Origin of the sequence: Streptomyces smaragdinus, from assembly GCF_009604385.1 — a bacterium.
GTDB lineage: Bacteria > Actinomycetota > Actinomycetes > Streptomycetales > Streptomycetaceae > Streptomyces > Streptomyces smaragdinus.
On sequence record NZ_WEGJ01000001.1, the window covers coordinates 140,450 to 166,015 of the forward strand.

Here is a 25,566-nt window from a genome sequence, read left to right on the forward strand (position 1 = left end):
TCCTGATCAGTTCGCAAAGGCGCCGACGCCCTGGACAGCCAGCCAGGCCAGTACGTGATCGGCGACCGTGCGCCAGCCGCTGTCGACGACCAGGGAGTGACCGCGGTCGGCGAACTGCTTCAGCTCGCTCACGGCGGTGGAGTCGCCGTACAGCCTGTACACGGCCCGGGTCACGGAGTCGGGTACGAGGCGGTCCTCCTGCCCGGAGACGACCAGCAGGGGCCCACGCCCGGTGTTGCCCGTGTCCGCGCGGGCCCGCGCATGGCGCGTGTCGGTCCCGCACCCGAGATCGACGAGCAGCCGGCGCGGTGCCGGTACGGCGTACCGCTCGTAGAGCCTGAAGGATTCCTCGACCCCCACGGTGTTGGCGATGCCATACCGGAACTGCTCGGCCGACAGGAACACGGGCTCGTCGTCGCCCGCGTCACCGTCGGCGAGGCACCACGAACGGGCCTGCGAGGCCGGCAGCGGAACGTCGTTGACCGGGGTCGGCGCGAGGGCCACCGCGGCCCGTCCCAGGCCCTCCCCGATGAGGCACTGGGCGACGAGTCCGCCCACACCGTGGCCGATCAGCACGGGCGGCGTGTCGAACTCCCGGACGAGGCGTTCGTAGTGGTCGATGACGGCTCCGAGTCCCAGCCCCCGCAGCGCCTCGGGCCGCTGTCGTGCGTCACGTACCGTCCCGGGCTCCCCCGGCCAGCCGGGCGTCCGCACGTCGAAGCCCTGCGCGGTGAACCGCTCGGCCCATGACTCCCACGACACCGCATGAAGCCAGGCCCCATGGATGAAAACTACGGGAGTACGGATCACGACTGGGCCTCCAAGCACCTGGCGAATGCCTCGCACCGGGATTCGGGGCGCGGACCCCTCCAGCATCGTGGCGAGCGCCGCCCGCCGGAACAGTCGAATGACTCAAGAATCGCGGCAGCCCCCTCCGCCGCGAATTGCGTCACCCCTCGGCGTCAACCGACTGACATGCCTGCCCGCATCCGGGTCGAGGGTGGAGAAAAGTCACCGGCCCCGGACGGAAGGAACAGCCTCATGAGCGGCGACAACCAAGGCGCGCAGGCGCAGTGCACAGCGGCACGGGACGTGCCGGTTCCGTCGGTGGAGCCCGGCGGGGAAGCCCTCGTCGTCGCCCACCTGTACGAGGCCGATCGCGCCATACGTGACCGTGTCGACGCGGCCGTCGCCGCCGGGCTCCCGGCGGCCGACGCCATCCGGACCATCAGTACGTCCATCGTCCGGGGCATCCGGTCCCCCGGGTTCCACGGAAGCGTCTTCCTCGACGCCATCGCCGAGTACTCCGACCCCGGCCATCCGGTGCACCGGGCCGTCCTCGCCCACCGCCGGTGGTTCCTCGACACGGCCACCGGACTGCTGGGCGGGATCCCGGAGCTTCCCGCCGAACCCGCCGCCCGCCACTTCGTGATGATGTGCGACGGCGCGATGACGGCCGGCCGCCTCTTCGGCCCGGAGGCCGTGTGCGACGACTTCCTGCTCGGGGTGGAAGGGCTCCTCACCGGGGAGCTGGTGAGCTTCTGAGCCGCCCTGCACGCACCCCTCTGTACTGCGGTGTCTTCAGTCGAGGTGTCGCCGTTCTTGACCGTCAAGTGACTGTTGTCGCGTCGAACGCCGCGTTCAAGAGTGAGAGGGCACCAGCCACACCCGACGGAACGGAACAATCCTCGTGATCGACAACAGCCGCACTCCCTGGCCCCAGCAGACGACCGAAGTCCTTCCGGTGCTGTCCATGCCTCTTCGGCGAATGCCTGACGTGTACGCCTGGCGGCCCGTGATGGCGCACTTCCGCTACGACCCGGTCACGCCCCTGATCGTGACCGTGGAGTTCGTTGTCGAAGACGGACCGTGTGTCGTCTGGCGGATAGGCCGGGATCTGCTGTACCAGGGTCTGTTCTCGCTGAGCGGCCTGGAGGACGTCCAGGTCTGGCCCACGGACCTCGAGCGCCGGGAGACGGCGTTCCTGCAGCTCACCTCGCGGAGCACGGCCGCTCTGTTCGAGCTTCGGATCCTGCCGCTGGAGAGGTGGCTGGAGCGTACGTACCAGGTCGTGCCGGCCGGTACGGAGACGGACGGGCTCGGCTGGGAGGCGTTCGTCGCCGAGGTCCTCGACGTGGCCCCAGACTGCCGGCGAGGAGAGCCAGGAAGAGCGTAGGCGCCCGTGAGCAGCGCTCATACGCCCGTCCGCTCTTCACGGGACCTCGGTACAGGTCCCGTGAAGAGCGGACCGCCTGGGCGGGTGAGGCCGCCCAGGCGGTTGCGGGGGTGTGTTCAGCGGGTGGCGCGGGCGGCGTCCTCGATGATGTGGGTGACCGCGTCGGGGCGGCTGACCATCACGGCGTGGGAGGCGTCGACTTCCCGGATGTGGGCGCCGGCTCGCTCGGCCATGGACCGCTGGACATCAGGGGCGATCGCGTGGTCCCGGCGGGTGATCAGGTCCCAGGACGGGATGCTGGTGTACGCCTCCTGAACGCTGGCGTCGGTGACGGCCCTGGTGTTCGCGGGCCGCTGGGTCACGGCCATGTCGGCTGCGGTCGTCGGGTCGACGTCGCCGGCGAACACGTCCCGGAAGTGGGCCGGGTCGATGGACACCTCCGCCCCGCCCGGAACAGGGGTGGTCACCAGGGGGATCGACGGTGTGGTCTGCTCGGCCAGGTTGCCGACGGTCTCGCCCTTCGCGGGGATGAACCCGGCGACGTAGACCAGGGCCCTGACGTCGGGGTCCGTGGCAGCGGCATTCGTGATCACCGCGCCGCCGTAGGAGTGCCCGACCAGGATGACGGGGCCGTCGATGGCGGCCAGGTAGCTGGACACGTAGTCGGAGTCGCTGGTGAGGCCCTGCAGCGGGTTCGCGATGGCACGTACGGGATAACCGTCCTTGCGCAGCCGCTCGATCACCGGCGACCAACTCGACGAATCCGCCCACGCACCGTGCACGAGCACGACCGTCGGCTTCACGGGATCAGGCGCGGAGGGATGCCCCTTGTCTGCAGCCAGTGCCACGGCCGGTGCGGTGGTCGCACCGAGCAGGACGAAGGCGCCGACAGCAAGGGAAACGCGGCGCGGAATGCGGATACGCATGTCAAACCTTCCAAAGGGGGTAGAACGTTCGGTCTCATCATTAGAAACGCCCGACGGGTCGATTGTCAAGACCGAACGTTCTATCTCTTCCTCTGTTAGCCTGGCGCACTGAGCCCGGCCGGCCTCCGCGAACGCGCCCCGTCGCACCCCGCGCCGGCCGCCGGCAAAAGACATCCGCATCAGAAGCAAGGATCTTGGAGACGAATGTGGCCGGGAACGCCCTCTACGAGGAGCTGCTGGACCAGCTGGGCACCATCGGACCCGTACGCCGGGAGCTGGGCCGGATCGTTCCGGCCGGCTGCTCCGCGGGCTGCGCCACGGTGCTGAGCCTGCTCGGCCGCCACGGCACCGTCAGCATCGGCAGGCTCACGGAACTGCTCGGAATCAACGTGTCGGTCACGAGCCGCTACGTCGCCCAGCTGGCCACCCTGGGCTGGGTCGACCGCAGCCTCGACCCGGCCGACCGGCGCTCGCGCATCGTCCGCCTGACCCCCAAGGGCCGCACCCGGTACGCCGAAATGTCCGACCGGCGCTCCCGGGAACTCGCCGCACGGCTGAGCGACTGGAGCGAGGCGGACGTCCGCCGGCTCGCCGGGCTGCTGTCCCGGCTCCGCGCCGACTTCGACGGTCCGCACACCGGGCCGCCCCGCGGCGCCCGCCGTACAACGTCCGACCGTACCAAGTAAAGGAACCGCACCCCCGTGACAACCACCCCCAGCACAGGTGCACAGGCACCCGCCCTCCCAGAGGAAGGAAGTGCCGACGGCACGATGACGCATGCGCAGATCATGCGCGCCCTGTCGGGACTGCTGCTCGGCCTGTTCTGCGCCATCCTCTCCTCGACCGTCGTCACCAACGCACTGCCCCGGATCATCGGCGACCTCGGCGGCGGCCAGAGCGCCTACACCTGGGTCGTCACCTCGTCGCTCCTCGCGGTGACCGCCTCGACCCCCCTGTGGGGCAAGCTCGCCGACCTGTTCAGCAAGAAGATCCTCGTCCAGTCGGCGCTGGTGATTTTCGTCCTCGGCTCCGTGGTGGCCGGCTTCGCGCAGAACCCCGCCACGCTGATCACCGCCCGCGTCATCCAGGGTCTGGGCGGGGGCGGTCTGTCCGCCCTGGGACAGGTCGTGCTGGCCGCGATGATCTCTCCCCGTGAACGCGGCCGGTATTCCGGATATCTGGGCGCCGTCTTCGCGGTGGCCACCGTCGGCGGCCCGCTGCTCGGCGGTGTCATCACCGACATCAGCTGGCTCGGCTGGCGCTGGTGTCTGTTCGTCGGCGTGCCCTTCGCCGTCGTAGCGCTGATCGTGCTGCAGCGGACGCTGAACCTGCCGGTGGTCAAACGCCGGGTCAAGGTCGACTGGGCAGGCGCCTTCTTCGTCACCGCCGCGGTCTGCACCCTGCTGATCTGGGTCACCTTCGCCGACAACAAGTACGACTGGCTGTCCTGGCAGACGTACACCCTGGTCGGCGTCTCACTCCTGCTGACCCTGGCCTTCCTGCTCGTCGAGTCGAAGGCGAGCGAGCCGATCATCCCGCTGCGGCTGTTCCGCAACCCGACCGTCGCCCTCGCCTCCGTCGCCTCCCTGTTCGTCGGCATCGCCCTGTTCGCCGGCACCGTCTTCTTCAGCCAGTACTTCCAGGTGGCGCGCGGCGAGTCCCCCACCATGTCGGGCGTCATGACGATCCCGCTGATCGGCGGCCTGTTCGTCTCCTCGACCGTCTCCGGCCGGATCATCACCCGCACCGGCAAGTGGAAGGGCTGGCTGCTGACGGGCGGAATCCTGCTCACGGCGGGCCTGGCGCTCCTCGGCTCGCTCCGCTACGACACCCCGTACCTCCAGATAGCCGGCTACATGGCACTGATCGGGCTCGGCGTCGGCATGACCCTGCAGAACCTCGTGCTGTGCACGCAGAACCAGGTGTCCCCCACCGACCTCGGTGCCGCGTCCTCCGCCGTGACCTTCTTCCGCTCGCTCGGCGGCGCGGTGGGCGTGTCGGTCCTCGGCTCGGTCCTCACCACCCGGATCGGCCACCACGCCCTCGAGACGATCACCCGCCTCGACCCGCAGGACCGGGCCGCCGCCGCACAGGCGTCCGGCGGCGGCCAACTGCCCGACCCCGCACTGCTGTCCGCCCCCGTCCGCACCTGGCTGGAGAGCGCGTACGGCCACGGCATCGGCGACATCTTCCTGTACGTCGCCCCGGCCGCCCTGATCGCCTTCCTGGTCACCCTGTTCATCAAGGAGGTCCCGCTGCGCGGCCCCAGCCGTACGCCCTGACACGGGCCGCGGCCTGTGTCAGGCCTCGCCCGCGCGGGACAGGGAGTCGCTGATCATACGGACGGCGAAGCCGGGTTTGTCGGTGACGCGGTCGATGTGCTCGGCGAGGAGGAACGCGGTCGCCTCCAGGGGGTTCATCTCCTCGTCGGTCCAGTCCCCGTACTGCCTGCGCCACAGGCTGGGGCTGAGGCCGGTGCCCGCGGCGATGACCAGGCCCGCCATGGTGGGGATGGCCTCGGGGCTGACGCTGCGGGGCATCATCCGCATGGTGGCGACCAGGGTGGGCACGACGTACTCGATGACGTCCTTGTCGTGGTCCTCGTGCGCCGCCCGCAGCCACTGCATGAACATGTAGATCAGGGTGCACGCGCCGTCCAGCAGATCCTCCAGGTCCTCCGGGCCGACGGATGCCACGTACTGCTCGATCAGCGCCCGCCGCGTCGGGTCGGCCTCGCCCGCGGCGCCGTCATGAATCTCCTTCAGCCGGGAATCGACGATCATGAGCGCGGCACCGACCGCGCCGGCCGGAGCGAACTGGGGATCACACGACGTTGACATGGTTCTCCTCCTCCACGCGCCATGGGCAGCGCGTGGTGCGCGCTTACGGTAGACCGACGGCACAACCGGAATCAGGTGAACCCGACACGAAGCACACCAACGGGGATCTGCCTGATCCCATGCGGCACATCGGGGCCATCGATGCACGGTGTCGTAAAGGCGGGTGGAATGAACACGACGGCCGACCAACGGAGTTCGGGATCCGCCCTGTGCCCGGCAGGCGTTCGTCCGTACGGGATGATGGGCGGATGAAGATCCATTGCGTAGTGCTGGTTGTCGGGGCGCTGGCCCTGGCCGGGTGCGGCACCAAGAGCGCTTCGAGCGGGAACGTCGACCGGTCGGAGTTGGAGGCCCGTGCCCGGGACGCGCAGGTGGCGATCGAGAACGTCTACGTCACCGAGGTCGCGGACTTCGATCTGGCGGAGCAGTCCGTGGGCGTCCTCGGCGCGGACGGCTGGTCGGCGATCTACGTGCGGGAGGGGACGGGGGCGCAGATACGCCTCGGGGTGGACCGGAGATCCATCGACAAGTCGACCTGCCCGGACCTGCCGGTCGGCGTGGGAACCGGAGGCCGGCCGGGGGCCGTCGAGTGCGCCGAGGACGACGGCAGTTGGTATCGGGTGGACGCCGCGCAGCACGAGTACGCCACCGGCGTGGACGGCCGGGTCGTACGGGTCAACGCCGATCTCGGGGCCGTGGACCGTGACACCCTGCGCGAGGCGGCCCGGGCCGCCCACCCCGCGAGCGATGCGGAGTTGGACGAGGTCCTGCCGCAGCGCCGGGACGGCGGCGGGCCCGTGGAGCGCGGTGACCTGCCTGCGGAGGGTGACGGGGCGCCGGACAACGGAGTGGGCGTCGGCGGCTGAGTGCCGCTATGCGTCGTCTCCGGTGGTCAGGCAGGTGTCGCAGAGGGCGTTCTCGGTGGTGACCGGTCGGCCGCAGATGCCGTCCATGCCCGGGCATTCGTACTGCGGTGGCCGCCAGTGCACCGCCTGTGTCACCGTACGGGCGGCGGGTGAAGTGTCCTCGGGGACGAAGTCCTCGTCGGTGTCCGGGCGGGGTTCGCGAGGGGGCGGCGGGGTCATCTCCGCGGCGAGGCGTTCGCAGGCGCGGCAGGGGCCGGAGTGTGTCGGGGGGACGCGGCGGCGGGCGCAGGCGGGGCAGGGGGGCCAGTCCAGGCATTCGGGGCACTGGGTGTAGCCGTCGGCTACGGGGCTGCCGCAGGCGCCGTCGCGGCCGGGGCACTCGGCGATGGGCGGGCGCCAGTCCACCGCGGCCTGCAGGGAGCGGGCGGCGGGTGCGCCGTCGGTGTCGTCGCCGGCCTCCTCGCGCCGGCGGCGGCGGTGCGGCAGGTCCCGTCCGGCGCGGCAGGCGGGGCAGGGGGTGTCCTGGGCGGCGGGGTGGGTGGCGTAGAGCCAGCCGTCCTCGCAGCGGTTGGTGCAGGCGGTGGCGGCCAGCAGCCACAGGGCGACGTCGTCGGGGCCGTAGGCGTCCTCGTCGTAGTCGTCCGCGGGCCGGTGGCGCAGCGGGCGGTCGGCCCAGCCTCCCCACCAGCGGCGTTCGATGCGCTGGATGAGCTGGAGCGGGGTACGGGTGGTCAGCTCGCGGCGGATGGCGGCGATCGTGGTGGGCGGGAGGTTTCCGCCGCAGGCGAGGACCACCTTCTGCGGGAGCGCGGCCAGGACCTGCCGTACAGGGTCGGTGGAGTCGAGCGCGGTGCGGCAGCGGGCGCAGCGGGTGCGGCCGGCGGGGATCGGGAAGTAGATCTTGTCGAAGCGCCGGAGCTGGTCCCTGCGGCTTTCCGCCGGGACGCGGAGCACCTCGTCCGGGAGGCCCTCGAGGTCCCGGTCGGTCATCGGCTCGCCGCAGGTGCGGCAGTCGCCCCGGCAGGACCGGCACAGCCGTCCCTCGTGGTCGGTCGTGGCCCGGCAGTCGGGACACTCTCGCCGGCAGACCGCGCACAGGTGGTCGTCCGGGTGCGGCAGGGCCAGCCAGCGGTTCTCGCCCTGGCAGCGCACACACTTGCGGAAGTCGAGCGCTTCGTCACGGCTGGGCAGGACGGGGTGGTGGTCGCAGACGGGGCAGCACACCAGCGGGCGATCGTCACCCGGGCGTCTGATCAGCGAGGACAGCACCACTCGCCCTCCTTCCGGTCCGTGGGCGATCCGCACCATCGTAGTGAACCGGCCGCCGGCGGGCTCGACCCGCCGACGGCCGGACCGGTCTCACTTCAGATGGCGGTCCAGGAACCGGCACCCGTCCTCGAGCTCGAACCAGGGGGTGCCGGTGTGGCCCCCCAGGTTGGCGTGCAGGGTCTTCTCCTTGCTGCCGAAGGCGTCGAACAGGTCCAGGGCGCGTTGCCGCGGGTTGCCGCGGTCGTCCCACTGCAGCAGGTACAGCAGCGGGATCGTGACCTGCCGGGCCTCCTCGCGCTGGGCGCGGGGCACGTACCCGCCGGCGAAGAAGCCCGCCGCCGTGATGCGCGGCTCGGTCACCGCGAGGCGGATGCCGAGGGCCGTCCAGCCGCCGGAGTAGCCGACGGGGCCGGCGGTCTCGGGCAGCTCGAGGAGGGCGTCCAGGGTGGTCCGCCAGTCCGGGGCCGCGTTCTCGACCATCGGGCCGACGACGGACTCGAGGATCTCGTCGGCCGGCTCACCGGCCCGCATCGCCCGCCGCAGTTCGGTACGGGCCTGCTCGTCGGCGGCGGACCGGGGACGGTCACCGCAGCCGGCGGCGTCGATGGTGGCCACCGCGTAGCCCTGGGCCGCGGTGTACCGGGCCCGGGCCTGCAGCCGGGGGTCGGCCATGGGCAGGCCGTTGTTGTGGGACATCAGGACGAGCGGGGCCGGGGTGGTCCCGGGCGTCCACAGGATGCCGGGGATGTCGCCGAGGGTGAATTCGCGCTCGAGGATGCCGTCGTCGAGGCGTCGTTCAGAGAGGAATCGCAAGGTCGTGCCTTTCGGGAATGCGCGTTGACGGCGCTCCCGGACGACCTATCGCCCGACCGTGACCCCGGAGGGGAGCACCCATGTCGATACTGTGTTCACGGGTACCACCTCCTCGATCTCTCGCACGGCTCACCGGAGGCTAACAACGGCCACTCGCGTCCGCCAGCGGTTTTCGCGGACGGGAGCCGGCGCCCCGGCTGTCCGTGACGTCTGCGACACTGCTCACCTGTGACTCATTCCGATCTCGCCCGCCGTATCCGGGCGGCCTCTCATCTCACCGGCCGGTTCACCCTGAGGTCCGGGCAGACCGCCACGGAGTACTTCGACAAGTACCGGTTCGAGGGCGATCCCGTCCTGCTGGACGAGATCGCCGCACGGATGGCGCCCCTGGTGCCGCCCGGCACGGAGGTGCTCGCCGGTCTGGAGATGGGCGGCATCCCCGTGGTGACGGCGCTCGGCCGGCACACGGGCCTGCCCTGCGCGTTCGTACGCAAGCAGGCCAAGCCGTACGGCACCTGCCGCCTCGCCGAGGGCGCCGACATCGCGGGCCGCCGGGTGCTGGTCGTCGAGGACGTGGTCACCAGCGGCGGGCAGATCGTGCTGTCGACCGCGGACCTGCGCGGTCTGGGGGCCCAGGTGCACGAGGCGCTGTGCGTGATCGACCGCGAGCAGGGCGGCGCCGGTGCCCTCGCGGCCGAGGGCATCGGGCTGCTGTCGCTGCTGACGGCCGCCGATCTGCGGGCCGTCGCGGCCTGACGGGACGTTCGAACCGCCCGGTACGGGGGAAAACCTGATCGTCGCCCCGTGTCGGGCGCGCCGGTTCGAGAACGCGCGTACGGTTGCCCACCGTCACGGGTTGTCCGCTCCTGCCCCCCACATCCCAGGAGGTATCGCGTGCGCATCCCGATCACCCTCGACAGCTCCGGACAGCGGATATACGAGCAGGCCGACCTGTTACGGGCCGCGGGACCGGCCGTCCGCGTGACCATGCCCAGCGACCTGACCGCCTGGTCCGTCACCCGCGGCGACGTCGCCAAGATGCTGCTGACGGATCCCCGGGTGTCGAAGAACGCCCGTGCCAGCTGGCCCGGTTACCAGCCGTTCGCCATCCCGTGGCTGACCGCCTGGGTCGACGTCATATCGATGTTCACCTCCGACGGCGCCGACCACAAACGGCTCAAGGACCTCGTCGGCCGCGCCTTCGGCCCCCGCCGGATCGAGGCGATGCGCCCCGCCGTACAGGCGATCGTCGACGACCTCGTCGCGGGGATGCGCGAGCTGCCGCCGGGGCAGGCCGTCGATCTGCGGGCCGCGTTCTCGTACCCGGTGCCCACGCGTGTGATCTGCGATCTCTTCGGGGTCCCGCAGTCACAGCGGCCGGCGATGCTGCGGATCATCGACTCGGTGCTGGACACCAGCGCCGACGACGCCCGGTCGGCCGAGGTCAGCGGCGGCATGTTCGCGGCGATGCAGGCACTGATCACCGCCAAGGACGCCGAGCCCGGCGACGACATGACCAGTCTGCTGCTCGCCGCCCACGCGGAGGACGGGGACCGGCTGAGCCAGGAGGAGCTGGTCAGCACCCTCATCCTGATGATCGGCGCGGGCTCGGAGACCGCGGTGGCCCTGATCGACCACGCGGTCGTCGAGATGCTGGCCCATCCCGGTCAGCTCGCCGCCGCCCGCTCGAACCCGGCGCGGTGGGACGACGTCATCGAGGAGACCCTGCGCAAGCACCCGCCGGTCATGCATCTGCCGCTGCGGTACGCGACCGGCACCATCGACCTCGGTGAGGGCGTCACCATCCGTCCGGGCGACCTCATCCTCATCGGCTTCGGCGCCCACGGTCGCGATCCCGTCGTCAACCCCGCCCCCGACGACTTCGACATCGACCGCGCCGACCGCCAGCACCTGGCGTTCGGCCACGGCATCCACTACTGCCTCGGCGCCCCGCTCGCGCGCCTGGAGGCCCGCGTCGCACTGCCCGCGCTGTTCGACGCGTTCCCGGACCTGCGGCTGCCGGCCGGGACCGCGCCGGTCAACCAGTCGTCGTTCATCGGCAACGACTTCCGTACGCTGCCCCTTCTCCTCGCCCCGCCCGATCGCGCGGACTGAGCGCTACTGGTGGGCCAGCTCGCGCACCACCGTGTGCGCCAGCCGCCGGGCCGCGGGGGCGAGTTCGGCGTCGATCGCCTCCGCCGCCGGGGTGTCGAGGGTGATGCGGGCGGGAAGCTGCTCACCCTCGCGCATGCGCCGGGCCCGCAGATGGCTGGGCGGGTGCGTGCAGTCCTCGGCGTGGCCACGCGCCTCGCCCACGCGGCGCAGCCGCTCGCGTTCGCGCGCCGGGACCGCGGCCACGTCCTGGGCGATCTGCGTCCAGAGGCGTTCCTCGATGGCCTTGGCGTCGACGCCCGCCCGCCGGGTGGCGGCCAGGGCCGACTGGCGGCGCAGGGACGACTCGACGGTGTCGTCCAGCGCGAGACGGTCGAAGAGGGCGGCGGCGGCCTCGCTGGATCCGGTACGGGCGGCCAGGTCGTCGGCGTGGTACTCGGCACGCTGGCTCGCCCGGCCGGTGAGGCGGACCAGCAGCACGGTCATCGCGACGGCCAGGGTGCGCGGTACGTACATCAGGGCGGCCGCGGCGGTCTCGATCGGGCCGACGGGCCGGTGGGGCGTGAGGAAGTAGACCCAGTGGTGCAGCGAGTCGAGGGCGGTGCCGATCACCAGGCCGGAGCGTGGATCGCCGTTGACGTAGTGTCCGAACTCGTGCCCGAGGAGGGCCACGCGCTGCTGCGGTGTCAGGACCGTCCACAGGGCGAGTCCGATCGTGAGGCAGCGGCGGCGCCGGTAGCCGTACTCGAAGACGCAGGCGTTGAACTCCTCGCTCACCACGACGACGTCGACGCGACGGGTGCCGTGCTCGTCTGCGACGCGGTCCAGGAGTCCGTACAGGTGCGGGGCCTGTTCCCGGGGCAGCAGCAGCGCGTCCTCGCCGAGCCGGCCGGGACGCGGGCGCAGGGCGACGGCGAGGACGACGAGTACGGCTCCGACCGCGGGCTGGATTCCGGTCTCCCAGCCGAGGACGATCAGCAGCAGTCCGGCGACGAGAAGGGCGACCGTCAGGGCATGCACCAGGCAGGCCAGGGCGAACGCCGCCAGGGACACCGCGCTTCGGCGGGGCGGGCGGGTGTCGCCGCCGGCCGACAGTTCGGCGTAGAGCTGCTGCCCGTAGCGGGTGGAAAGGGCGCGCTCGAGGGCTTCCAGCCGTCCGCCGGCGGGGTCCTTCCCGCCCGGGTCGAGGTTCCAGCCGCAGGCGTCGCACCATACGACGAACCGCGGGTCGCGCGGCATCGCGGCGCCGCAGTCCGGACATGTCTGATCAGCGCCTGCCGTGACGGCGGCGCCCCCACCCTTGATCACGTGGTCCCCTCCGATGATTCGCGGAGGAGATCGTAAACGTACAAGTGTCCGATGAGGAAGGGGAAATGAGCGGTGGTTCCACCGTGCGGGAATACTCCGTCCCTCGAAGGCTGGGCGGACCCTCTGAAGTCGACCCCGGCCGGCCCGATCCCACAGCCGGTTTCGAGTCTGTCCGAGACGGGAGCGGCACGTGGGAAACGCTCCGTCAAGCCGTGGATGACGCAGGTTGGGCTGATCGGGGGGCCATGCAGTGGGCGCACCGGGCCGGTGTTTCGGGTGGGGACGAGCGGCATCCTACTGTCGCGCCGTGTACACGCTGAGGCTGGCCGCCGAGGGCGGCCTGAAGATCGACTGGGCCAAGATGCCCACGTACAACACCATCATGTCGCTGTGCGCGGGAGTGGCATTACTCCTGGTCGTCGTGCTCGGCCGGCTGCTGCTTACCGGCCGGCCCATCGTCCCCGACGCCTGGGCCATGGGGTTCGGTGCTCTGGGGCTGATCCTCTTCGCGACGGGTCTGCACATGACGCTCGCCTGGCCGCTGGCCGGTCAGGGCTTCCCCTTCGACAACATCATCTTCGGCGAACCGGCCCTCGGCTTCGGGGTCCTGCTGCTGTTCGCCGCCTTCTACCTCTGGAAACGCGGCGCCGCCCTGGAGACGGACGCGGACCGCAGAGGCAGCGTCGCCGCGCTCGCCACACCGGTGTCCCTGCTGGTGTTCGGACTCGGCCTGGCGTGCCTGGCGATCGCGGCGGCCGGGTGGAAATACACCCTGTTCGCCGCGCCGCCCCAGGAGCCGATCTCCGGCGAGTTCGCGGACCAGCCGATGCTCGAGGCCAGCTTCATGTCCTCGCTGTACGTCCTGACCGGCGTCGGCGCCATCCTCTTCCCCTTCGTCCTGCGTCAGCGGGGCGGAGCGCTGGCCTGGGTGGTCGGGGCGTGCTGGACGATCGCGGGCCTGGCCTTCCTGCTCTTCGGGGCGCTCAACTACTTCACGCACATCGGGCTGATCGTCAACACCATGTGAGAACCCGGCCGTGGTGCCGGGTCCCCGGACCCGGCACCACGGCGGCTCGTCCTCGGGGCTATGCCGTCCGGGTCAGCCAGACATCGACGACGGACTTCACCTGCGCGAACCGCTGGTCCTGGCGTCTGCCGGACGCGGCCAAGTCGCTGAGCGCATACGCAGTCGTCCTGAAGCCGTCCGGATGGTGGAACTCCGCGCCCCAGTTCCCGAGGCTGACGGACGCCACGTCACTCCGTTCGAGACGGAATCGCCCCCACGGATTGACGATGACGATTGCGTCGCTCCGCACCTCCAGCCGCACCCGGAGGAAGGCGAACCAAGCGATGAGCCACACTGCGACGGACACGGCGGTCCACACGGCCGCGGACTGCGCGCTCGACCAAGCCGGTAACGCCGCCCAGGCACCCCAGGCAACCGTCGCCCGCACGCCGACGATTCCCGCGACGAGGCAGACGCCGGTCCGGATCGTCCCGCCTATTCGCCACATCGCCACCGGAGTCCCGCCCGCGTCGCTCATGGCGGAATTCTCCCGCACAACCGCCCGAGCCGGCTGAACCGCATCTGTGGCTCGGATCAATCGGCCCGCCGACACACGAACACCTGCGTGATGCCGCCGTCGTCCTCCTCGATGTCCCGGACGTACGTGAAGCCGATATTGCCCAGCAGCCTTCGTGAGCCCTCGTTCTCCGCGGCCACCGTGGCGTACACCTCGGTCAGGGCGAGGGTGTCGAAGCCGTGGGCGATGACCGCCCGGGCGATTTCGGTGCCCAGGCCGGAGCCCCAGGACGTCGGGGTCAGGGCGTAGACGATCTCGTGGCCTCCGACGTCCTCCAGCGGCTTGATCTCGGCGTGGCCGATCAGGCGGCCGTCGCGGCGGACGGCCCAGATGTCGAACAGGTCCTGGGCGTAGACCTTCGTGAAGATCCGTCCGAACAGCGCCCGGTACGAGGCCTCGGTGGCGGTACCCACGTCCATCCATCGCGACACCCGGGTGTCCTGGAAGAGGGCGACGAAGTCGTTCTCGTCCTCGGGCTCGTACGGCTCCAGGAGCAGGCGTTCGGTGTGCAGGGTCGGGGTCATGGATCATGACGCTACCCAGCGGTTTCCGGGGCGGCAAACCACTTTCGGCGCGCCGCCGTCAGGGCTTTCCCACGTCCTTCACCGAGCTCGGGCCCAGCTGCTTGGCGTCGGCGTACTCCGGCATCGACATCGGCTGGTCGAAGAGGAAGAACGACTGGTTCGTCCCGACCGTGAACTCCATGTACGCGCCCGTCGTCGCGTCGAAGCCGTAGTACGCGTTGCAGGTGGAGCCCGAGGAGTACACGCCGTCCATGCCGGGCTGGGCGACGACCGCGGTGCCGTTGGACGAGGAGACCACTCGCTCGGTCGGCGTGAGCATCTTGCAGCGCGGGACGGGGAGGCCCTTCATGATGAAGTAGCCGTACTCGCCCTTGGCGTTCTGGATGTAGACGTACGAGAGCTTGCCCCGCTTGCCCCAGGTGTCGACCCACTGGTTGATCGCCTCGCGGGTCGGCGAGTAGTCCATCCGGCCCGCGGGCTGCTGGGCCACCAGGTGGTCGTAGCTCTCCTGCTTGGCTTCGTTCTCCTTGTCCTGACTGGAGTCGGAGGTGCAGCCCGTCAGTCCGAGGGCCAGCGCGAGCGCCGCGGCGACGGCCAGGATGACGCGCGTGATCGTGTGCATGGTCGGTGTCCCTTCCCGGGGTCAGTTCTCGCAGGTGGTCTTGTCCGCGCCGGCGTCGAGCCGGTACGGCAGGTGCTTGTCCTGGAACGGTTTGCGGTGCTCCTGGGCGGCCTTCGCGTTGTACTCGTTGACGGACTCGATGCGGGTCGCCTTCAGCGCGGTGATCGACTGGTCGATCTGGGACCTACGGGTCTCCGTCGCCGACTTGCGCTCGTCCTGTAGCACCCGGATCGTTCCCTCGGCGTTCTGCACGGCCTCGCACAGGTCGAAGAACTCCTCGTACGTGCTCTGCCGGAACGCCCCCGACCCGACGGTGTTCTCCCGCTCCTCGGTCTCGCCCCGGAACGGTGCGGTGATCCACGCCGCGCCGCCGAAGGCGAACACGCCGATCAGGTAGAGGACGGCCAGCCCGATGACTCCGGCGACGGCCCAGGTCCCGATACGTGCTCCTTCTCGTAGGTCTCCCATGGTTTCCTCCCCGTTACGTCGACGATCGGCGCCTTGCGCGTCTCTGTGTGAGATACGCAGCCTTCGTTCGGATCGGTTGCACCGTGCGTGATCGACCTCGTGTGGGCGCGCGACAGCGACCGGGCGAGCCCGCGTCGCCTCCTTTCGGAAGGACTGCGAGAATCGGCCGATGACCAGTCAGGAGATACGGCTCGACTGCCGGCAACACGCTGCTCGCGACGTGCTCGTGGTCGTCCCGTACATCGACGGAGTGCCGCTCACGACCATGATCGACCACTTCGAGACGGGCGCCGGGATGGAGCCGGCCGGGGACGCGTACGGGGGGCTCATTCCCGCGTTCTTCCGGTACGGCCCGATGGAGGAGCACTTCCACGGGCGGTCGACCAACTCGCTGGGGCCGAAGACGCCGGTGCTCGGGTGTGAGTGCGGCGAGGTGGGGTGCTGGCCGCTGATGGTCGACATCACGGTGACGCCCGGTCATGTGACGTGGCATTCCTTCGAGCAGCCCTACCGCAGGGAGCGCGACTACTCGGGATTCGGACCCTTCCGGTTCGAGCGGCGTCAGTACGACGAGTCGGTACGGGTCCTGGCGGAGGCCGTCAGCGCTGAGGTGGCGTGAGCGGCCGCCCCGGGGATGACGTCGCCGTTGTCTGCCACTGCGACGGGAGGTTCGCGAGCTGTCCGTCGATGGCGCGGGGTCTGCGACGGTGCCACCACCCACATCTCCAAGGCCCCGTTGAGCGTCGTGGTGCCGGAGAAATGGCGGCCGGCGAGTGCTCGGCCGGCTTCGAGTACCGATTCGTAGTCCGCGGCCGTCAGGGAATCGGGTGCCATGACCGCAGGATCGCAGTCCGCACCCGTGGGCACAATCCGACCCCGTCGCCCTCGTGTCACAGGAGGGCGCTCAGCTCCTCGCTGTGGGTGGTCGTCCACTCCTGGGCTGCCCGGATGTGCTGGGGGACGCCCCGGCGGCAGAGGTCGGTCAGGGCCGGGTTGCCGGATGCCGCGCCCTGTTCGATGCCCTCTCGGGAGCGGTTCTGCCACCACAGGACTGTCGGGACCAGGTCGGCGCGGTCTTCGCGTGGCAGGCCGTAGGCGTCTGCCACGTGGCGTATCCGGTGGGCGGCCCAGTGCGGGTCGCAGGTGGGGCCCAGGTGCAGGAACTGCCAGCAGAGGTGGGCTATGTCGTGGATTCGGCGGCCGGGTGCGGCCAGGTCCCAGTCGATCAGGGCTGTCGGGAGGAGTTGGCCCGATCGGTCGTGGTAGACGGTGTTGCGGTACGTGAGGTCGTTGTGGCACACCACTTCGCCGGATCCGGCCAGTTCGTGGCCCGCGGTGAGGTCGTGGGCGGTGCGGACGAGGCGGGTCAGGGCCGTCAGGCTGTCGTCGGCGGCCACGCGTTCGTCGTACTCCCACGGCACCAGGCCTCGTATGAAGGTGAGCGTCTCCCGTCCCCGGGCGTCGGTGCCGAGGTGGCGTGGGGCGCCGGGCCAGCGATGGGCGGCGTAGTGGTCGAGCAGTCGGCGGATGTACGGGGAGCGGGGGGTGGGGGTGCGGCGGACCGTGCCGTCGACGAGGACGGGGGCGTTGATGTGGCCGCCGTGGAGTTCCTGTTCCTGGGGCATGGGTGAAGGTCCTTCCCGTACGGGGTGGAAGTACACGTCGGCGTTTCGCGCGGGGATCAGGGTTTTTACCGGCGGACGCCCCTCGGGGACGCGTTGCTCGACAGAGTGGCGGATCACTCGTGGATTTGCGACCGAAAGGGCCGATTGGTCCGGCTCGATAGCATGCGGCACATGGCCATCAGACTAGAGAATGTGGGGATCGCCGTTCGCGATCTCGAAGCGGCGATCTCGTTCTTCACCGACCTCGGCCTCACGGTCATCGGCCGCGACACGGTCAGCGGGGAGTGGACCGACACCGCCGTCGGCCTCGACGGCAATCACGCCAGGATCGCGATGCTCCAGACACCGGACGGTCGGGGGCGTCTCGAGCTCTTCGAGTACATCCATCCGGAGGCGATCGAGACGGAGCCCACCCTGCCCAACGAGATCGGGATGCATCGCGTCGCCTTCGCCGTCGACGACATCGACGTAGCCCTCGCGGCCGCCGCGAAGCACGGGTGCCGTCCGCTGCGCGGTGTGGCGAACTATCGGGACATCTACAAGCTGACGTATCTGCGCGGCCCCAGCGGCATTCTGGTGATGCTGGCCGAGGAGCTGAAGAAGGGCTGAGGGTCAGGGATATCGCGGTGCTTCCGATTGCGGCACCGTGCAATGGTTCGTGCACGCCTCGAGGGCGGGGTTAGCCTCGTCGGAGACCGGAGAATCCAGACGTGGATTTCGCGTCTCGAACGGGGGTGACAACCATGAAGATCGAATTCTTCTGCGCCATGGACGACGACTTCTGCTGGTTCAACGCGTGAGCTGACCGGATGAGTGGGAGGGGCGGGCAGGCCGGATTCCGCCCCTCCCGTTCGGGGGACCATACGGAAGGACTGCCGTGCGTATCATCAAATCCGAACGAGCCTGGTGGGCGTTGGCCGGTGGAACCGTCGCCCGCATTCCACCGGAGATCGCGCCGCTGGACGTGCCCGCGCTTCCCGACGGGATCATGCGGCAGTTGCGCGACGGGATGCCGCAGCGGCCCGTGAAGTCCGCCGCGTACGACGTGACCGTCCTGACGTCGACGGACTGCAATCTCGCCTGCCGTTACTGCTTCCAGAACGAGGCGACGCCGGCGGAAGGACAGCTGCCGGTGCGGATCGCCCGGTCCACGCTGACGGAGGAGACCATCGGGCGGGTCGTGGAGTTCGTCGCCGGGCAGATGGCCCGGTACGGCAAGAGCGCGTTACGGCTCATGCTGTTCGGCGGGGAGCCGCTGCTGGCGCCCCAGGCGTGTCTGAGTCTGCTCGAGCGCACCGCCGGCCTGGGGCGTACGCAGGCTTCGATGATCTCCAACGGTGTGCTGCTCACGGGTGAACTGGCCGGGAAGCTCGAGGCGGCCGGGCTGTCCGCGGTCCAGGTGACGCTGGACGGCGACCGCGAGTCGCACGACGGGATCCGGCATACGCGGGGCAACCGGCCGACGTACGACACCATCCTCGACAACGTCGCCGCCGTACGGAAGCTGACCGGGATCCGGGTGTTCCTCCGGGTGAACCTGTCGGGGGCGGCGGAGGCGCGGCTGCCGGCGCTGGTGGCGGATCTGGCCGGGCGGCTGGAGCCGGACGGGGTGCGCGTGGCTCTCGCCCTGGTCCGTGATCCGGGCATCGGCTTCACCGATCTGGTCGCCCGGGAGCGGGAGCTCGCCAAGCGGGTCGTGGCCGGTTATGTCTCGCTCGCCCGGCACGGGTTCGAGGTGGCGATTCCGGGCGAGCCGAACTGCCGTACCTGCGGTGAGGTGGGTGGTTCGGGGGGTGCGGTCGTCAATGCGGACGGGACGCTGTACAGCTGCTGGGAATCGGCCGGGAAACCCGGGTGGGAGGTCGGGGACATCGGCTCGGGATTCACCGGGGCCGGTGAATTGGGAAGCCGGTGGGTGCGGTGCGGGTATTCCTCCGGGGACGACGTCGATTTCACGTCGGTGCGCGAGTTCGGCAATGTGCTGGACGGTGCGCTGCTGGATGCCCTCTACCGTGAGGGGACGCTGCACAAGGCGTCGAGCGCACCGGAGTTGTTCGGTTGATGGGTCGTTCCGGCCGCTATATCACCGCGCGGACCCTTTCCTCGGTGGGCAGTCTCACGATTCCCGTGGCGATGGCCTATCTGCTGGTGCACGATCTCGGCCGGGGGGCCGGCGCGGTGAGCGTGGTGCTCACCGCGCAGATCCTCGGTAACGCGCTGTTCGTGCTGCCGGGTGGGCTGCTCGCCGACCGGACGTCCGCGCTGCGCACGATGGTCGGGGCGGATGTGGTGCGTGTGGTGGTGCAGTGTTCTCTGGCGGGCTATCTCTTCGCGGGCGGGTCGCGGGTGGCTGTGATCGCCGGGTGCGTGTTCGTGAACGGGGCCATGGCCTCGCAGTTCAACCCTGCCGCGGGCAAGTTCCTGAAGACCGGGATCCCCGCGGGGCAGGTGAAGGCGGTCAGTGCGGGGGTCGCGTCGGGGGCGTCGGGGGCGCTTGTGTGCGGGCCGGTCGCCGGGGCGCTGCTGGTGGGGCTGGCCGGGCCGACGGGAGCGGTGGTGGCGGACGCGGTGAGTTTCGCGGTGAGTGCGGCGCTGCTGTCCTCGTTGCGTGCGGGCGCGGCGCCGGCTGTACGGGGTTGGGCGTCGCGGGTGGGGCTGGTGCGGGAGGCGCGGCGGGGGCTGGCCGAGGTGGTGGGGCGGCGGTGGCTGGTGGCGGGGATGGCGTGTGTGACGGTCATCGGGATGGTCGGGGGTGGGGTGCTGCAGGTCGCGCTGCCGGTGCTGGCGCCCCGGTTCGGGGATGCGCGGTGGGCGTTCTCCGGGTGGCAGGTCGCGCTGGGGTGCGGTGGGGTGGCGGGGGGTCTGCTCGCGTCGCGTCTTCGGCCGCGGTTTCCGCTGCGGGTGATGTGTCCGTTCGTCGTGGTCGCGTCGGTTCCGTTCGTCGCGCTGGTGGCGGGTGCGCCGTTCGCGGTCACCTGTGCGGCGTTCGTCGTGCTGGGTGTGACGCAGACCGTCCTGAACGTGCTGTGGCAGACGGTCGTGACGCATCACGTCCCGGCGGACGTCATCGGGAGGGTGGCGTCGCTGGGCAGCTTCAGCGCTCTGGTCGGGATGCCGCTGGGACTCGTACTGTCCGGGCTGGTGATCGAGCGGTCGGGTCCCGCGCTGCTGTTGTGGCTGGGGGTGGCGGGCACGCTGGGGGCGTCCTTGTTCCTGTTCGCCCCGTCGGCCCGGGCGCTGCCCGCCGAGCCGGTGGACGGGGACGTACCGGTCGCGCCCGGGCTCGCGGCGGTCGATGCGCCGCCGCGCGCCGGGTGAGGGCTCGTGTTATTCGACCCAGTCGGAGTTCTTGATGACCTCGACGAAGTCGCCGCGGTGGAAGCCGGGGACGAAGTGGGCGAGGACGTCGGCCTTGACGTTGCCGAAGGTGGTGTCGGGGCGGTCCTTGATGCCGTCGGTGAAGGCGGCGAGGATGCGGTTCTTGAAATCGGGGCGGGGGTGGGCGGCGGTCACGGCGGCGCGCTGGTCGTCGGTGAGGGTGTCGTAGCCGATGCCCAGGACGTCCAGCTCCACGCCGCGGGTGACCAGGGCGATCTCGGGTGCCATGTGCAGCGGGATCTCCGGGGTGGTGTGCAGGGCGATCGCCGTCCACACCCGGTCGGCCGGGTCGCCGGTGATGCCGTGGGAGTGCAGGAAGCGGCGGGCCTCGTCGGCGCCGTCGATCTCGAAGCGCTGGTCGGTGCGGCGGAAGCGTTCCGTCAGGCCGAGGTCGTGGAACATGGCTCCGACGTAGAGGAGCTCGGGGTCGAAGGCCAGGCCCTGCCGGGCGCCGCGCAGTGAGCCGAACACGAAGACCCGGCGGGAGTGGTCGAACAGCAGGGGCGGGCCGACCTCGCGTACCAGCTCGGTCGCCTCGCGGGCCAGGGCGCTGTCGGGGATGCGTACGTCCGCGATCGTCTCGCTCATCGGGGTTTCCTCTCATCGGTGGATTCCTCCACCTTCGCCCTGTGGCGTACGCTGGGGCCATGTCTGTACGGACGCATGAACCACAGATCGAGACATGACGCATCGGATCGCGTTCCTCGTCTTCGACGGCGTGACCCTGCTCGACGTCAGCGGTCCGCTCGAGGTGCTGCACCAGGCCGGCCTGCACGGACACCCCTACACCTGCACTCTGGTCTCGCCCCGGGGCGGTGACGTCGTCACGTCCAGCGGGCCGGTGCTGGGCAGCACCGTCGCCGCGGCGGACGCCGGGCCCGCCGGCACCCTCGTGGTCGCCGGGGCCGATCATCTCGCCGAGGGTCCGCGGGAGGAGCTGCTGGCCGCGGCCGGCCTGCTCGCGGGGCGGGCGGAGCGGGTGGCCTCGGTCTGTACGGGCGCGTTCGTCCTGGCCGCGCTCGGGCTGCTCGACGGCCGCCGGGCCACCACCCACTGGCGCCACGCCGCCACCCTCGCCCACCGCTACCCGCGGGTGCGGGTCGAGCCGGACTCCCTGCACGTGCACGACGGCCGCTACGTCACCTCGGCGGGCATCACCGCGGGCATCGACCTGATGCTGGCGCTCGTCGAACACGACCACGGCCCCGACACCGCCCGCGACATCGCCCGCGAGCTGGTCGTCTTCATGCAGCGTCCCGGGGGCCAGTCACAGTTCTCCACGGCACTGACCGGCCCGCCCGCCCGCAGTGACCTGCTGCGGTCGCTCACCGACTCCGTACTCGCCGACCCGGCCGCCGACCACGGCCTGCCCGCCATGGCGGCCTCGGCGGCCGTCAGCACCCGGCATCTGACCCGGCTGTTCCAGGCCGAGCTGCACACCACGCCCGCCCGCTGGGTCGAGAGCGTCCGTCTCGACCGCGCCCAGCAGCTCCTCCTGGACGGACACAGCATCACCTCCGCCGCCCGCCGCAGCGGCCTCGGCAGCGATGAGACACTGCGCCGCGCCTTCGCCCGCCATCTGGGCCTCACGCCCACCGAGTACCGCAGGCGCTTCGCCAGCACGTACGGTCGGGGCGAGTACCCGACCGACGTCCGACGAAAGCCGAGCAGATGACCGTTCCCGTCGACCACGACCTCATCCGGGCCGCCGCGCACGTCGCCCGCACCCGCTGCCGGGGCGACAACCACACCATGGCGGCCGCGGGCCGGGCCCGGGACGGGCGGATCATCACCGCCGTGAACGCGTACCACTTCACCGGCGGTCCCTGCGCCGAGCTGGTCCTCGTCGGGACGGCCGCCGCACAGGGCGCGTACGAACTCGACACGATCGTCGCCGTGGGCGACCGCGACCGGGGCGTCGTCCCCCCGTGCGGGCGGTGCCGGCAGGTGCTCCTCGACTACTTCCCCGGCCTGCGGGTCATCGTCGGTTCCGGCGACCGGCTGCGCGCCGTTCCCGTCGCCGAGCTGCTGCCCGAGAGCTACGTCTGGGCGGATCACCAGCTCGACTCCGACTAGCGGTGGAATGCCGGCATGGTGCCGTAGCAGGCCGGTGAACAAGGGTCGTCGGCTCTGTTCGGAGAGGTGGACGTGGTGGTGCCGGGACACCAATACGCTCGCCCCGCCCCGCTGTTAGTGTCATGTCTCACCCAACCGACACGGGGGAGGCCACGGTGGGCAGCGACGGATATCGGGTCACGGCAGGGATGACCGGCCAGGCTCAGACACTGGACGGCGCCGGGACGGACATGGACAACGTCGGCTCCGCCGTTGAGGCTCGTACGAAGTACTCGTACAAGCAGACGGGCAGCAAGGACGCCGCGGCGGCGCTGAACGCGTTCACCGAGGCGTGGGAGGCCGAGACCAAGACGCTTGCGGCGGCGCTGCACGAACTGGGCGGCAAGGTCCAGCTCGCCCGGAACTCCTACCGCCGTACCGACGGCGGAGTGAAGCATCAGGTGGAGAGGGTCGGCGTCGAGGCCGCGTCCGCCCACCCCGCCTCCGCCCTGTCGGATCTCTGAGGGGGATCGTGGTGTCTGTCTTCGACTCGCTCTTCGATCCGCCCGAGTCCGCTGCCGATCGCGCGGTATGGCTCGGTGGCCTCGCCGAGGACGTCCGCGGCGCGGGCAGCAAGAACGACGTACTCGACTTCATCGACGGAGCCCTCCGGGTTCCCCCGCCGGACGGCGATCCCGGCGCGCTGGAGAGCCTCGCCCGCCTCTACCGCAGTCAGACCGGCTACGTCGCCGGCGTCTTCGAGCAGGTCGACCAGGTGTCCCGCAAAGGGCTCCCCGAGGTGTGGGTAGGCGATACGAGCGTCCTGGCGTCCGCCGCCGTGGCCGCCGCCGGGCGCTCCGCGGCCCAGCTCGGAGAGGCGTTCCAGGGCTGCGTCGTCACCCTGCTGACGCTGGCCGACGCGATCGACGACGCGCAGGTCAAGGACCGGCGGGGCCGCAGCCGGCTGGCGGAGCAGAAGCACGCCCTCGGCGGGCGGGACGGCTTCTTCGACAACCTGCACGAGAACGACGGGGAGGAGGCGGAGCGCAAGGCCGCCGCCGACGTCTCCTCGCAGGCCATCGGTCTGATGAGTGACGCCGCCGCGGAAGTCGCCGAGGCGAGCCGGGTCGCCGCCCGCGAGCTGAACAAGTGGACCGCCGAAGCGCGTGCCGGAAAGCTGGAGACCGGCCAGTTGACGCCGGTCGACAAGCTCGTGCTCGCCGACACGGGCGTCGGCGGCGTCGAGACCGAGCTGAACGAGGTCCTCTCGGCCGACGACCTGACCCGGGCGTCGGCACACATGGACCGGCTGAAGCCCGGGGACAGGGCGGAGATGGAGCGGATGCTGGCCCAGTCCTCGTCCCCGCAGGAGCGGGCCTATCTGATGAAGACGCTGGCCGCCGGACACACCGTCGCCGAGATCCGCGAGTTCCGGAAGAAGATCCACGGCAAGTCCCCCGACTGGCTGCGCGAGCACCTGAGCCCGGTGGTGTCCGACCGCGCGGGCATGAAGGACAAGGGACAGGCACCCAACGGGTCGAACATCAACAAGACCCCGGTGCGGTTCGACGGCCAGGACTGGGCCCAGGGAGGCGACGGCTCCGAGGGCACCTGCGTGGCCTCGTCCACCGTCATGGCCCGCGCGACGGTCGACCCGGTCTACGCGCTCGAACTCACCGGCGGCCCCACCGGGCAGGAGAACGACCCCGACGCGTTCCGTGAGCGCCTGGTGAGCGAGCAGCACCGGCTGCACGAAGAGGGTGGCGGCGGAGACAACTGGAACGGCATGGACGCGGAGGGGCGGGAAGAGATCACCGACTCCACCGTGGGCAGCGCCACCGGCGACGACTACGAACGCCGGGAGCTCGACAGCACCGCCGAGCGCCGGGCCGTCCTCACCGAGATCGAGAAGTCGGTCGCCGAGGGGAAGCCCGTCCCGGTCGGCGGCGACGGTCACGCGATGACCATCATCGCCCAGGAGGGCGACAAGCTGCAGGTCTTCAACCCCTGGGGCACCACCACCTGGATCAGCGAGGACGACTTCGTGAACGGGCGGATGTCCAAGGCCTCCGACGAACGGTTTCCCGATGCGAATCTTGTCCTCCTCCCCCGGTAGCGGCGCGCTGGCCCTGGCCGTTGTCCTGCTCACGCTCGTCGTGGGCTGCGGTGGCCCGGACGGCGGCCCGACGAGCCACCCCGTGGAGGACACCTCCATCGCCGCCGAACCGGGCGAACGCTTCACCCTCACCGTCAGCGAGAACGCCTCCACCCGCGAGTACTGGTACCTCGTCGATCCCGCGCCGGACCGCGCCGTACTGACCGAACGGGGACACGCGTCCGAGCCGCAGGAGGGCAAGGAGGACTGGGACGGCGCTCCGCAGGATCTCACCTTCACCTTCGAGGCGGAGGGCGAGGGAGTCACCCGGTTCACGCTCCTGCACTGCACGTTCACCACGTGCCCGCCGCATGCCAAGGATCATCCTCCCGAGGCACCCGACGCCGAACGCATCACCTACACCGTCACCGTCGGCTGACCCGCAGGACGAAACGAGACCACCGTGCACACCCCGGACCGCACCGAAGACGAACTGGCCCACCTCGACATCGCCGGCCTGCTGCGGCACGGCCTCACCGCCGCGCCCGGCCCGCACCGCACCGCCCTCTTCGGCGACGGCGCCGCCGCCGCGGCAGTCGTCCTCGGCCGGCTCGGCACCCACCCCCGCTCGATCGCCTTCCTCGCCGACACGCTCCGCGCCGGCGGCCTGCCCTTCGCCACCACCCTGCCGGAACCCCTCCCGGCCCCCGACGCCGCCGACATCGTCCGCCAGTGGCTGCGCACCGCCGCCGAACTCGACGCCGGCCCCGCCGCGGACGAGACAGCGGCCACGTGGCTCCGGGCGGTGGCGACGATCGTGGAGGTGAGACAGCTGGCGCGGCGCCGTTGAGCGGGGGCGCCGGTCACGTTTGCACCGTGCGCGAGGCCACGGGCATGGGCCGTCAG

The 25,566-nt window shown here is 70.7% G+C and carries 30 protein-coding genes; 18 read left to right on the forward strand and 12 right to left on the reverse strand.

Features of this window, described 5'->3' with window-relative positions; genetic code table 11:
- Positions 1-6: 6 nt before the first annotated feature.
- A complete protein-coding gene (locus tag SRB5_RS00710; protein ID WP_323376953.1) occupies positions 7-846 on the reverse strand; it encodes an alpha/beta hydrolase in 840 nt (279 codons plus the stop codon).
- A gap of 195 nt (positions 847-1,041) precedes the next feature.
- Here SRB5_RS00710 and SRB5_RS00715 point away from each other — a divergent pair, with 195 nt between their 5' ends.
- Both SRB5_RS00715 and SRB5_RS00720 read left to right on the forward strand, forming a co-directional pair.
- Positions 1,042-1,545: a TetR family transcriptional regulator gene (locus SRB5_RS00715; RefSeq protein ID WP_228389671.1), complete on the forward strand. Its 504-nt coding sequence runs from the start codon at positions 1,042-1,044 to the stop codon at positions 1,543-1,545.
- A gap of 223 nt (positions 1,546-1,768) precedes the next feature.
- The gene (locus SRB5_RS00720; protein WP_153449416.1) at positions 1,769-2,176 is read left to right on the forward strand and encodes an SsgA family sporulation/cell division regulator; all 408 of its coding nucleotides are present in this window, start codon (positions 1,769-1,771) and stop codon (positions 2,174-2,176) included.
- A 116-nt stretch (positions 2,177-2,292) separates the two neighbouring features.
- On the opposite strand, the gene SRB5_RS00725 is transcribed toward SRB5_RS00720, so the two are convergent.
- On the reverse strand, positions 2,293-3,024 hold the full coding sequence (locus SRB5_RS00725) for an alpha/beta fold hydrolase (RefSeq protein WP_323376691.1): 732 nt from the start codon (positions 3,022-3,024) through the stop codon (positions 2,293-2,295).
- Between the two features lie 272 nt (positions 3,025-3,296).
- On the opposite strand from SRB5_RS00725, the gene SRB5_RS00730 reads away from it, so the two are divergent.
- The gene (locus SRB5_RS00730; protein ID WP_153449418.1) at positions 3,297-3,788 is read left to right on the forward strand and encodes a MarR family winged helix-turn-helix transcriptional regulator; all 492 of its coding nucleotides are present in this window, start codon (positions 3,297-3,299) and stop codon (positions 3,786-3,788) included.
- Between the two features lie 84 nt (positions 3,789-3,872).
- Complete coding sequence (locus SRB5_RS00735) at positions 3,873-5,384, forward strand: MDR family MFS transporter (protein ID WP_153449419.1); 1,512 nt, start codon at positions 3,873-3,875, stop codon at positions 5,382-5,384.
- Between the two features lie 18 nt (positions 5,385-5,402).
- On the opposite strand, the gene SRB5_RS00740 is transcribed toward SRB5_RS00735, so the two are convergent.
- Positions 5,403-5,942 (reverse strand): hypothetical protein, encoded by a 540-nt coding sequence (locus SRB5_RS00740; RefSeq protein ID WP_153449420.1) that lies wholly within the window; start codon positions 5,940-5,942, stop codon positions 5,403-5,405.
- A 248-nt stretch (positions 5,943-6,190) separates the two neighbouring features.
- Here SRB5_RS00740 and SRB5_RS00745 point away from each other — a divergent pair, with 248 nt between their 5' ends.
- Entirely contained in the window at positions 6,191-6,808 is a 618-nt protein-coding gene (locus SRB5_RS00745; protein WP_153449421.1) for a hypothetical protein, read from the forward strand.
- Positions 6,809-6,814: 6 nt separating this feature from the next.
- On the opposite strand, the gene SRB5_RS00750 is transcribed toward SRB5_RS00745, so the two are convergent.
- Positions 6,815-8,077, reverse strand: coding sequence for a hypothetical protein (locus SRB5_RS00750; protein ID WP_153449422.1), 1,263 nt, complete (start codon positions 8,075-8,077; stop codon positions 6,815-6,817).
- A 90-nt stretch (positions 8,078-8,167) separates the two neighbouring features.
- Positions 8,168-8,890, reverse strand: a complete 723-nt coding sequence (locus SRB5_RS00755; protein WP_153449423.1) for a dienelactone hydrolase family protein — start codon at positions 8,888-8,890, stop codon at positions 8,168-8,170.
- Between the two features lie 228 nt (positions 8,891-9,118).
- Here SRB5_RS00755 and SRB5_RS00760 point away from each other — a divergent pair, with 228 nt between their 5' ends.
- Together SRB5_RS00760 and SRB5_RS00765 are read left to right on the forward strand one after the other, a co-directional pair.
- Positions 9,119-9,646, forward strand: coding sequence for an orotate phosphoribosyltransferase (locus SRB5_RS00760; protein ID WP_323376693.1), 528 nt, complete (start codon positions 9,119-9,121; stop codon positions 9,644-9,646).
- Positions 9,647-9,784: 138 nt separating this feature from the next.
- Positions 9,785-11,005, forward strand: a complete 1,221-nt coding sequence (locus tag SRB5_RS00765; protein WP_323376696.1) for a cytochrome P450 family protein — start codon at positions 9,785-9,787, stop codon at positions 11,003-11,005.
- Positions 11,006-11,008: 3 nt separating this feature from the next.
- Here the strand turns inward: SRB5_RS00765 and SRB5_RS00770 are convergent, their stop codons facing one another.
- On the reverse strand, positions 11,009-12,241 hold the full coding sequence (locus SRB5_RS00770) for a M48 family metalloprotease (protein ID WP_153449425.1): 1,233 nt from the start codon (positions 12,239-12,241) through the stop codon (positions 11,009-11,011).
- A 430-nt stretch (positions 12,242-12,671) separates the two neighbouring features.
- On the opposite strand from SRB5_RS00770, the gene SRB5_RS00775 reads away from it, so the two are divergent.
- The gene (locus SRB5_RS00775; RefSeq protein WP_153449846.1) at positions 12,672-13,337 is read left to right on the forward strand and encodes a DUF981 family protein; all 666 of its coding nucleotides are present in this window, start codon (positions 12,672-12,674) and stop codon (positions 13,335-13,337) included.
- 58 nt (positions 13,338-13,395) lie between these two features.
- Here SRB5_RS00775 and SRB5_RS00780 read toward each other — a convergent pair whose 3' ends face one another.
- The 4 genes from SRB5_RS00780 to SRB5_RS00795 are packed head-to-tail and all read right to left on the reverse strand — an operon-like array spanning position 13,396 to position 15,507.
- A complete protein-coding gene (locus tag SRB5_RS00780) occupies positions 13,396-13,854 on the reverse strand; it encodes a hypothetical protein (protein WP_228389672.1) in 459 nt (152 codons plus the stop codon).
- A gap of 56 nt (positions 13,855-13,910) precedes the next feature.
- A complete protein-coding gene (locus SRB5_RS00785; RefSeq protein WP_153449426.1) occupies positions 13,911-14,417 on the reverse strand; it encodes a GNAT family N-acetyltransferase in 507 nt (168 codons plus the stop codon).
- 58 nt (positions 14,418-14,475) lie between these two features.
- Entirely contained in the window at positions 14,476-15,039 is a 564-nt protein-coding gene (locus tag SRB5_RS00790; protein ID WP_153449427.1) for a hypothetical protein, read from the reverse strand.
- A 21-nt stretch (positions 15,040-15,060) separates the two neighbouring features.
- Positions 15,061-15,507 (reverse strand): hypothetical protein, encoded by a 447-nt coding sequence (locus SRB5_RS00795; RefSeq protein ID WP_153449428.1) that lies wholly within the window; start codon positions 15,505-15,507, stop codon positions 15,061-15,063.
- 169 nt (positions 15,508-15,676) lie between these two features.
- Between SRB5_RS00795 and SRB5_RS00800 the strand changes: the two genes are divergently transcribed.
- Positions 15,677-16,126, forward strand: coding sequence for a hypothetical protein (locus SRB5_RS00800; protein ID WP_153449429.1), 450 nt, complete (start codon positions 15,677-15,679; stop codon positions 16,124-16,126).
- A 271-nt stretch (positions 16,127-16,397) separates the two neighbouring features.
- On the opposite strand, the gene SRB5_RS00805 is transcribed toward SRB5_RS00800, so the two are convergent.
- Positions 16,398-17,132: a phosphotransferase family protein gene (locus SRB5_RS00805; RefSeq protein WP_153449430.1), complete on the reverse strand. Its 735-nt coding sequence runs from the start codon at positions 17,130-17,132 to the stop codon at positions 16,398-16,400.
- A gap of 171 nt (positions 17,133-17,303) precedes the next feature.
- Here SRB5_RS00805 and SRB5_RS00810 point away from each other — a divergent pair, with 171 nt between their 5' ends.
- From SRB5_RS00810 to SRB5_RS00820, 3 genes are all read left to right on the forward strand, one after another.
- Complete coding sequence (locus SRB5_RS00810; RefSeq protein ID WP_153449431.1) at positions 17,304-17,741, forward strand: VOC family protein; 438 nt, start codon at positions 17,304-17,306, stop codon at positions 17,739-17,741.
- Positions 17,742-18,009: 268 nt separating this feature from the next.
- Entirely contained in the window at positions 18,010-19,194 is a 1,185-nt protein-coding gene (locus tag SRB5_RS00815) for a radical SAM protein (RefSeq protein WP_153449432.1), read from the forward strand.
- A complete protein-coding gene (locus tag SRB5_RS00820; RefSeq protein ID WP_153449433.1) occupies positions 19,194-20,450 on the forward strand; it encodes an MFS transporter in 1,257 nt (418 codons plus the stop codon). Before SRB5_RS00815 ends, SRB5_RS00820 begins: the two co-directional genes overlap by 1 nt.
- Before the next feature lie 9 nt (positions 20,451-20,459).
- Here the strand turns inward: SRB5_RS00820 and SRB5_RS00825 are convergent, their stop codons facing one another.
- The gene (locus SRB5_RS00825) at positions 20,460-21,098 is read right to left on the reverse strand and encodes an HD domain-containing protein (protein WP_153449434.1); all 639 of its coding nucleotides are present in this window, start codon (positions 21,096-21,098) and stop codon (positions 20,460-20,462) included.
- A 94-nt stretch (positions 21,099-21,192) separates the two neighbouring features.
- On the opposite strand from SRB5_RS00825, the gene SRB5_RS00830 reads away from it, so the two are divergent.
- The 6 genes from SRB5_RS00830 to SRB5_RS00855 all read left to right on the forward strand — a co-directional run bounded on the left by SRB5_RS00830 (position 21,193) and on the right by SRB5_RS00855 (position 25,510).
- Positions 21,193-22,185, forward strand: a complete 993-nt coding sequence (locus tag SRB5_RS00830) for a GlxA family transcriptional regulator (RefSeq protein ID WP_153449435.1) — start codon at positions 21,193-21,195, stop codon at positions 22,183-22,185.
- On the forward strand, positions 22,182-22,586 hold the full coding sequence (locus tag SRB5_RS00835) for a cytidine/deoxycytidylate deaminase family protein (protein WP_153449436.1): 405 nt from the start codon (positions 22,182-22,184) through the stop codon (positions 22,584-22,586). The genes SRB5_RS00830 and SRB5_RS00835 overlap by 4 nt, the downstream gene beginning before the upstream one ends.
- Positions 22,587-22,708: 122 nt before the next feature.
- Positions 22,709-23,089 (forward strand): hypothetical protein, encoded by a 381-nt coding sequence (locus tag SRB5_RS00840; protein WP_194292796.1) that lies wholly within the window; start codon positions 22,709-22,711, stop codon positions 23,087-23,089.
- 11 nt (positions 23,090-23,100) lie between these two features.
- Entirely contained in the window at positions 23,101-24,681 is a 1,581-nt protein-coding gene (locus tag SRB5_RS00845; protein WP_228389673.1) for a peptidoglycan-binding protein, read from the forward strand.
- Positions 24,653-25,099 carry a protease inhibitor I42 family protein gene (locus tag SRB5_RS36135; RefSeq protein ID WP_228389674.1) on the forward strand — a complete coding sequence of 149 codons (447 nt, stop codon included), beginning with the start codon at positions 24,653-24,655 and terminating at the stop codon, positions 25,097-25,099. Before SRB5_RS00845 ends, SRB5_RS36135 begins: the two co-directional genes overlap by 29 nt.
- A 24-nt stretch (positions 25,100-25,123) precedes the next feature.
- Complete coding sequence (locus tag SRB5_RS00855) at positions 25,124-25,510, forward strand: hypothetical protein (RefSeq protein WP_323376698.1); 387 nt, start codon at positions 25,124-25,126, stop codon at positions 25,508-25,510.
- Positions 25,511-25,566 lie beyond the last annotated feature (56 nt).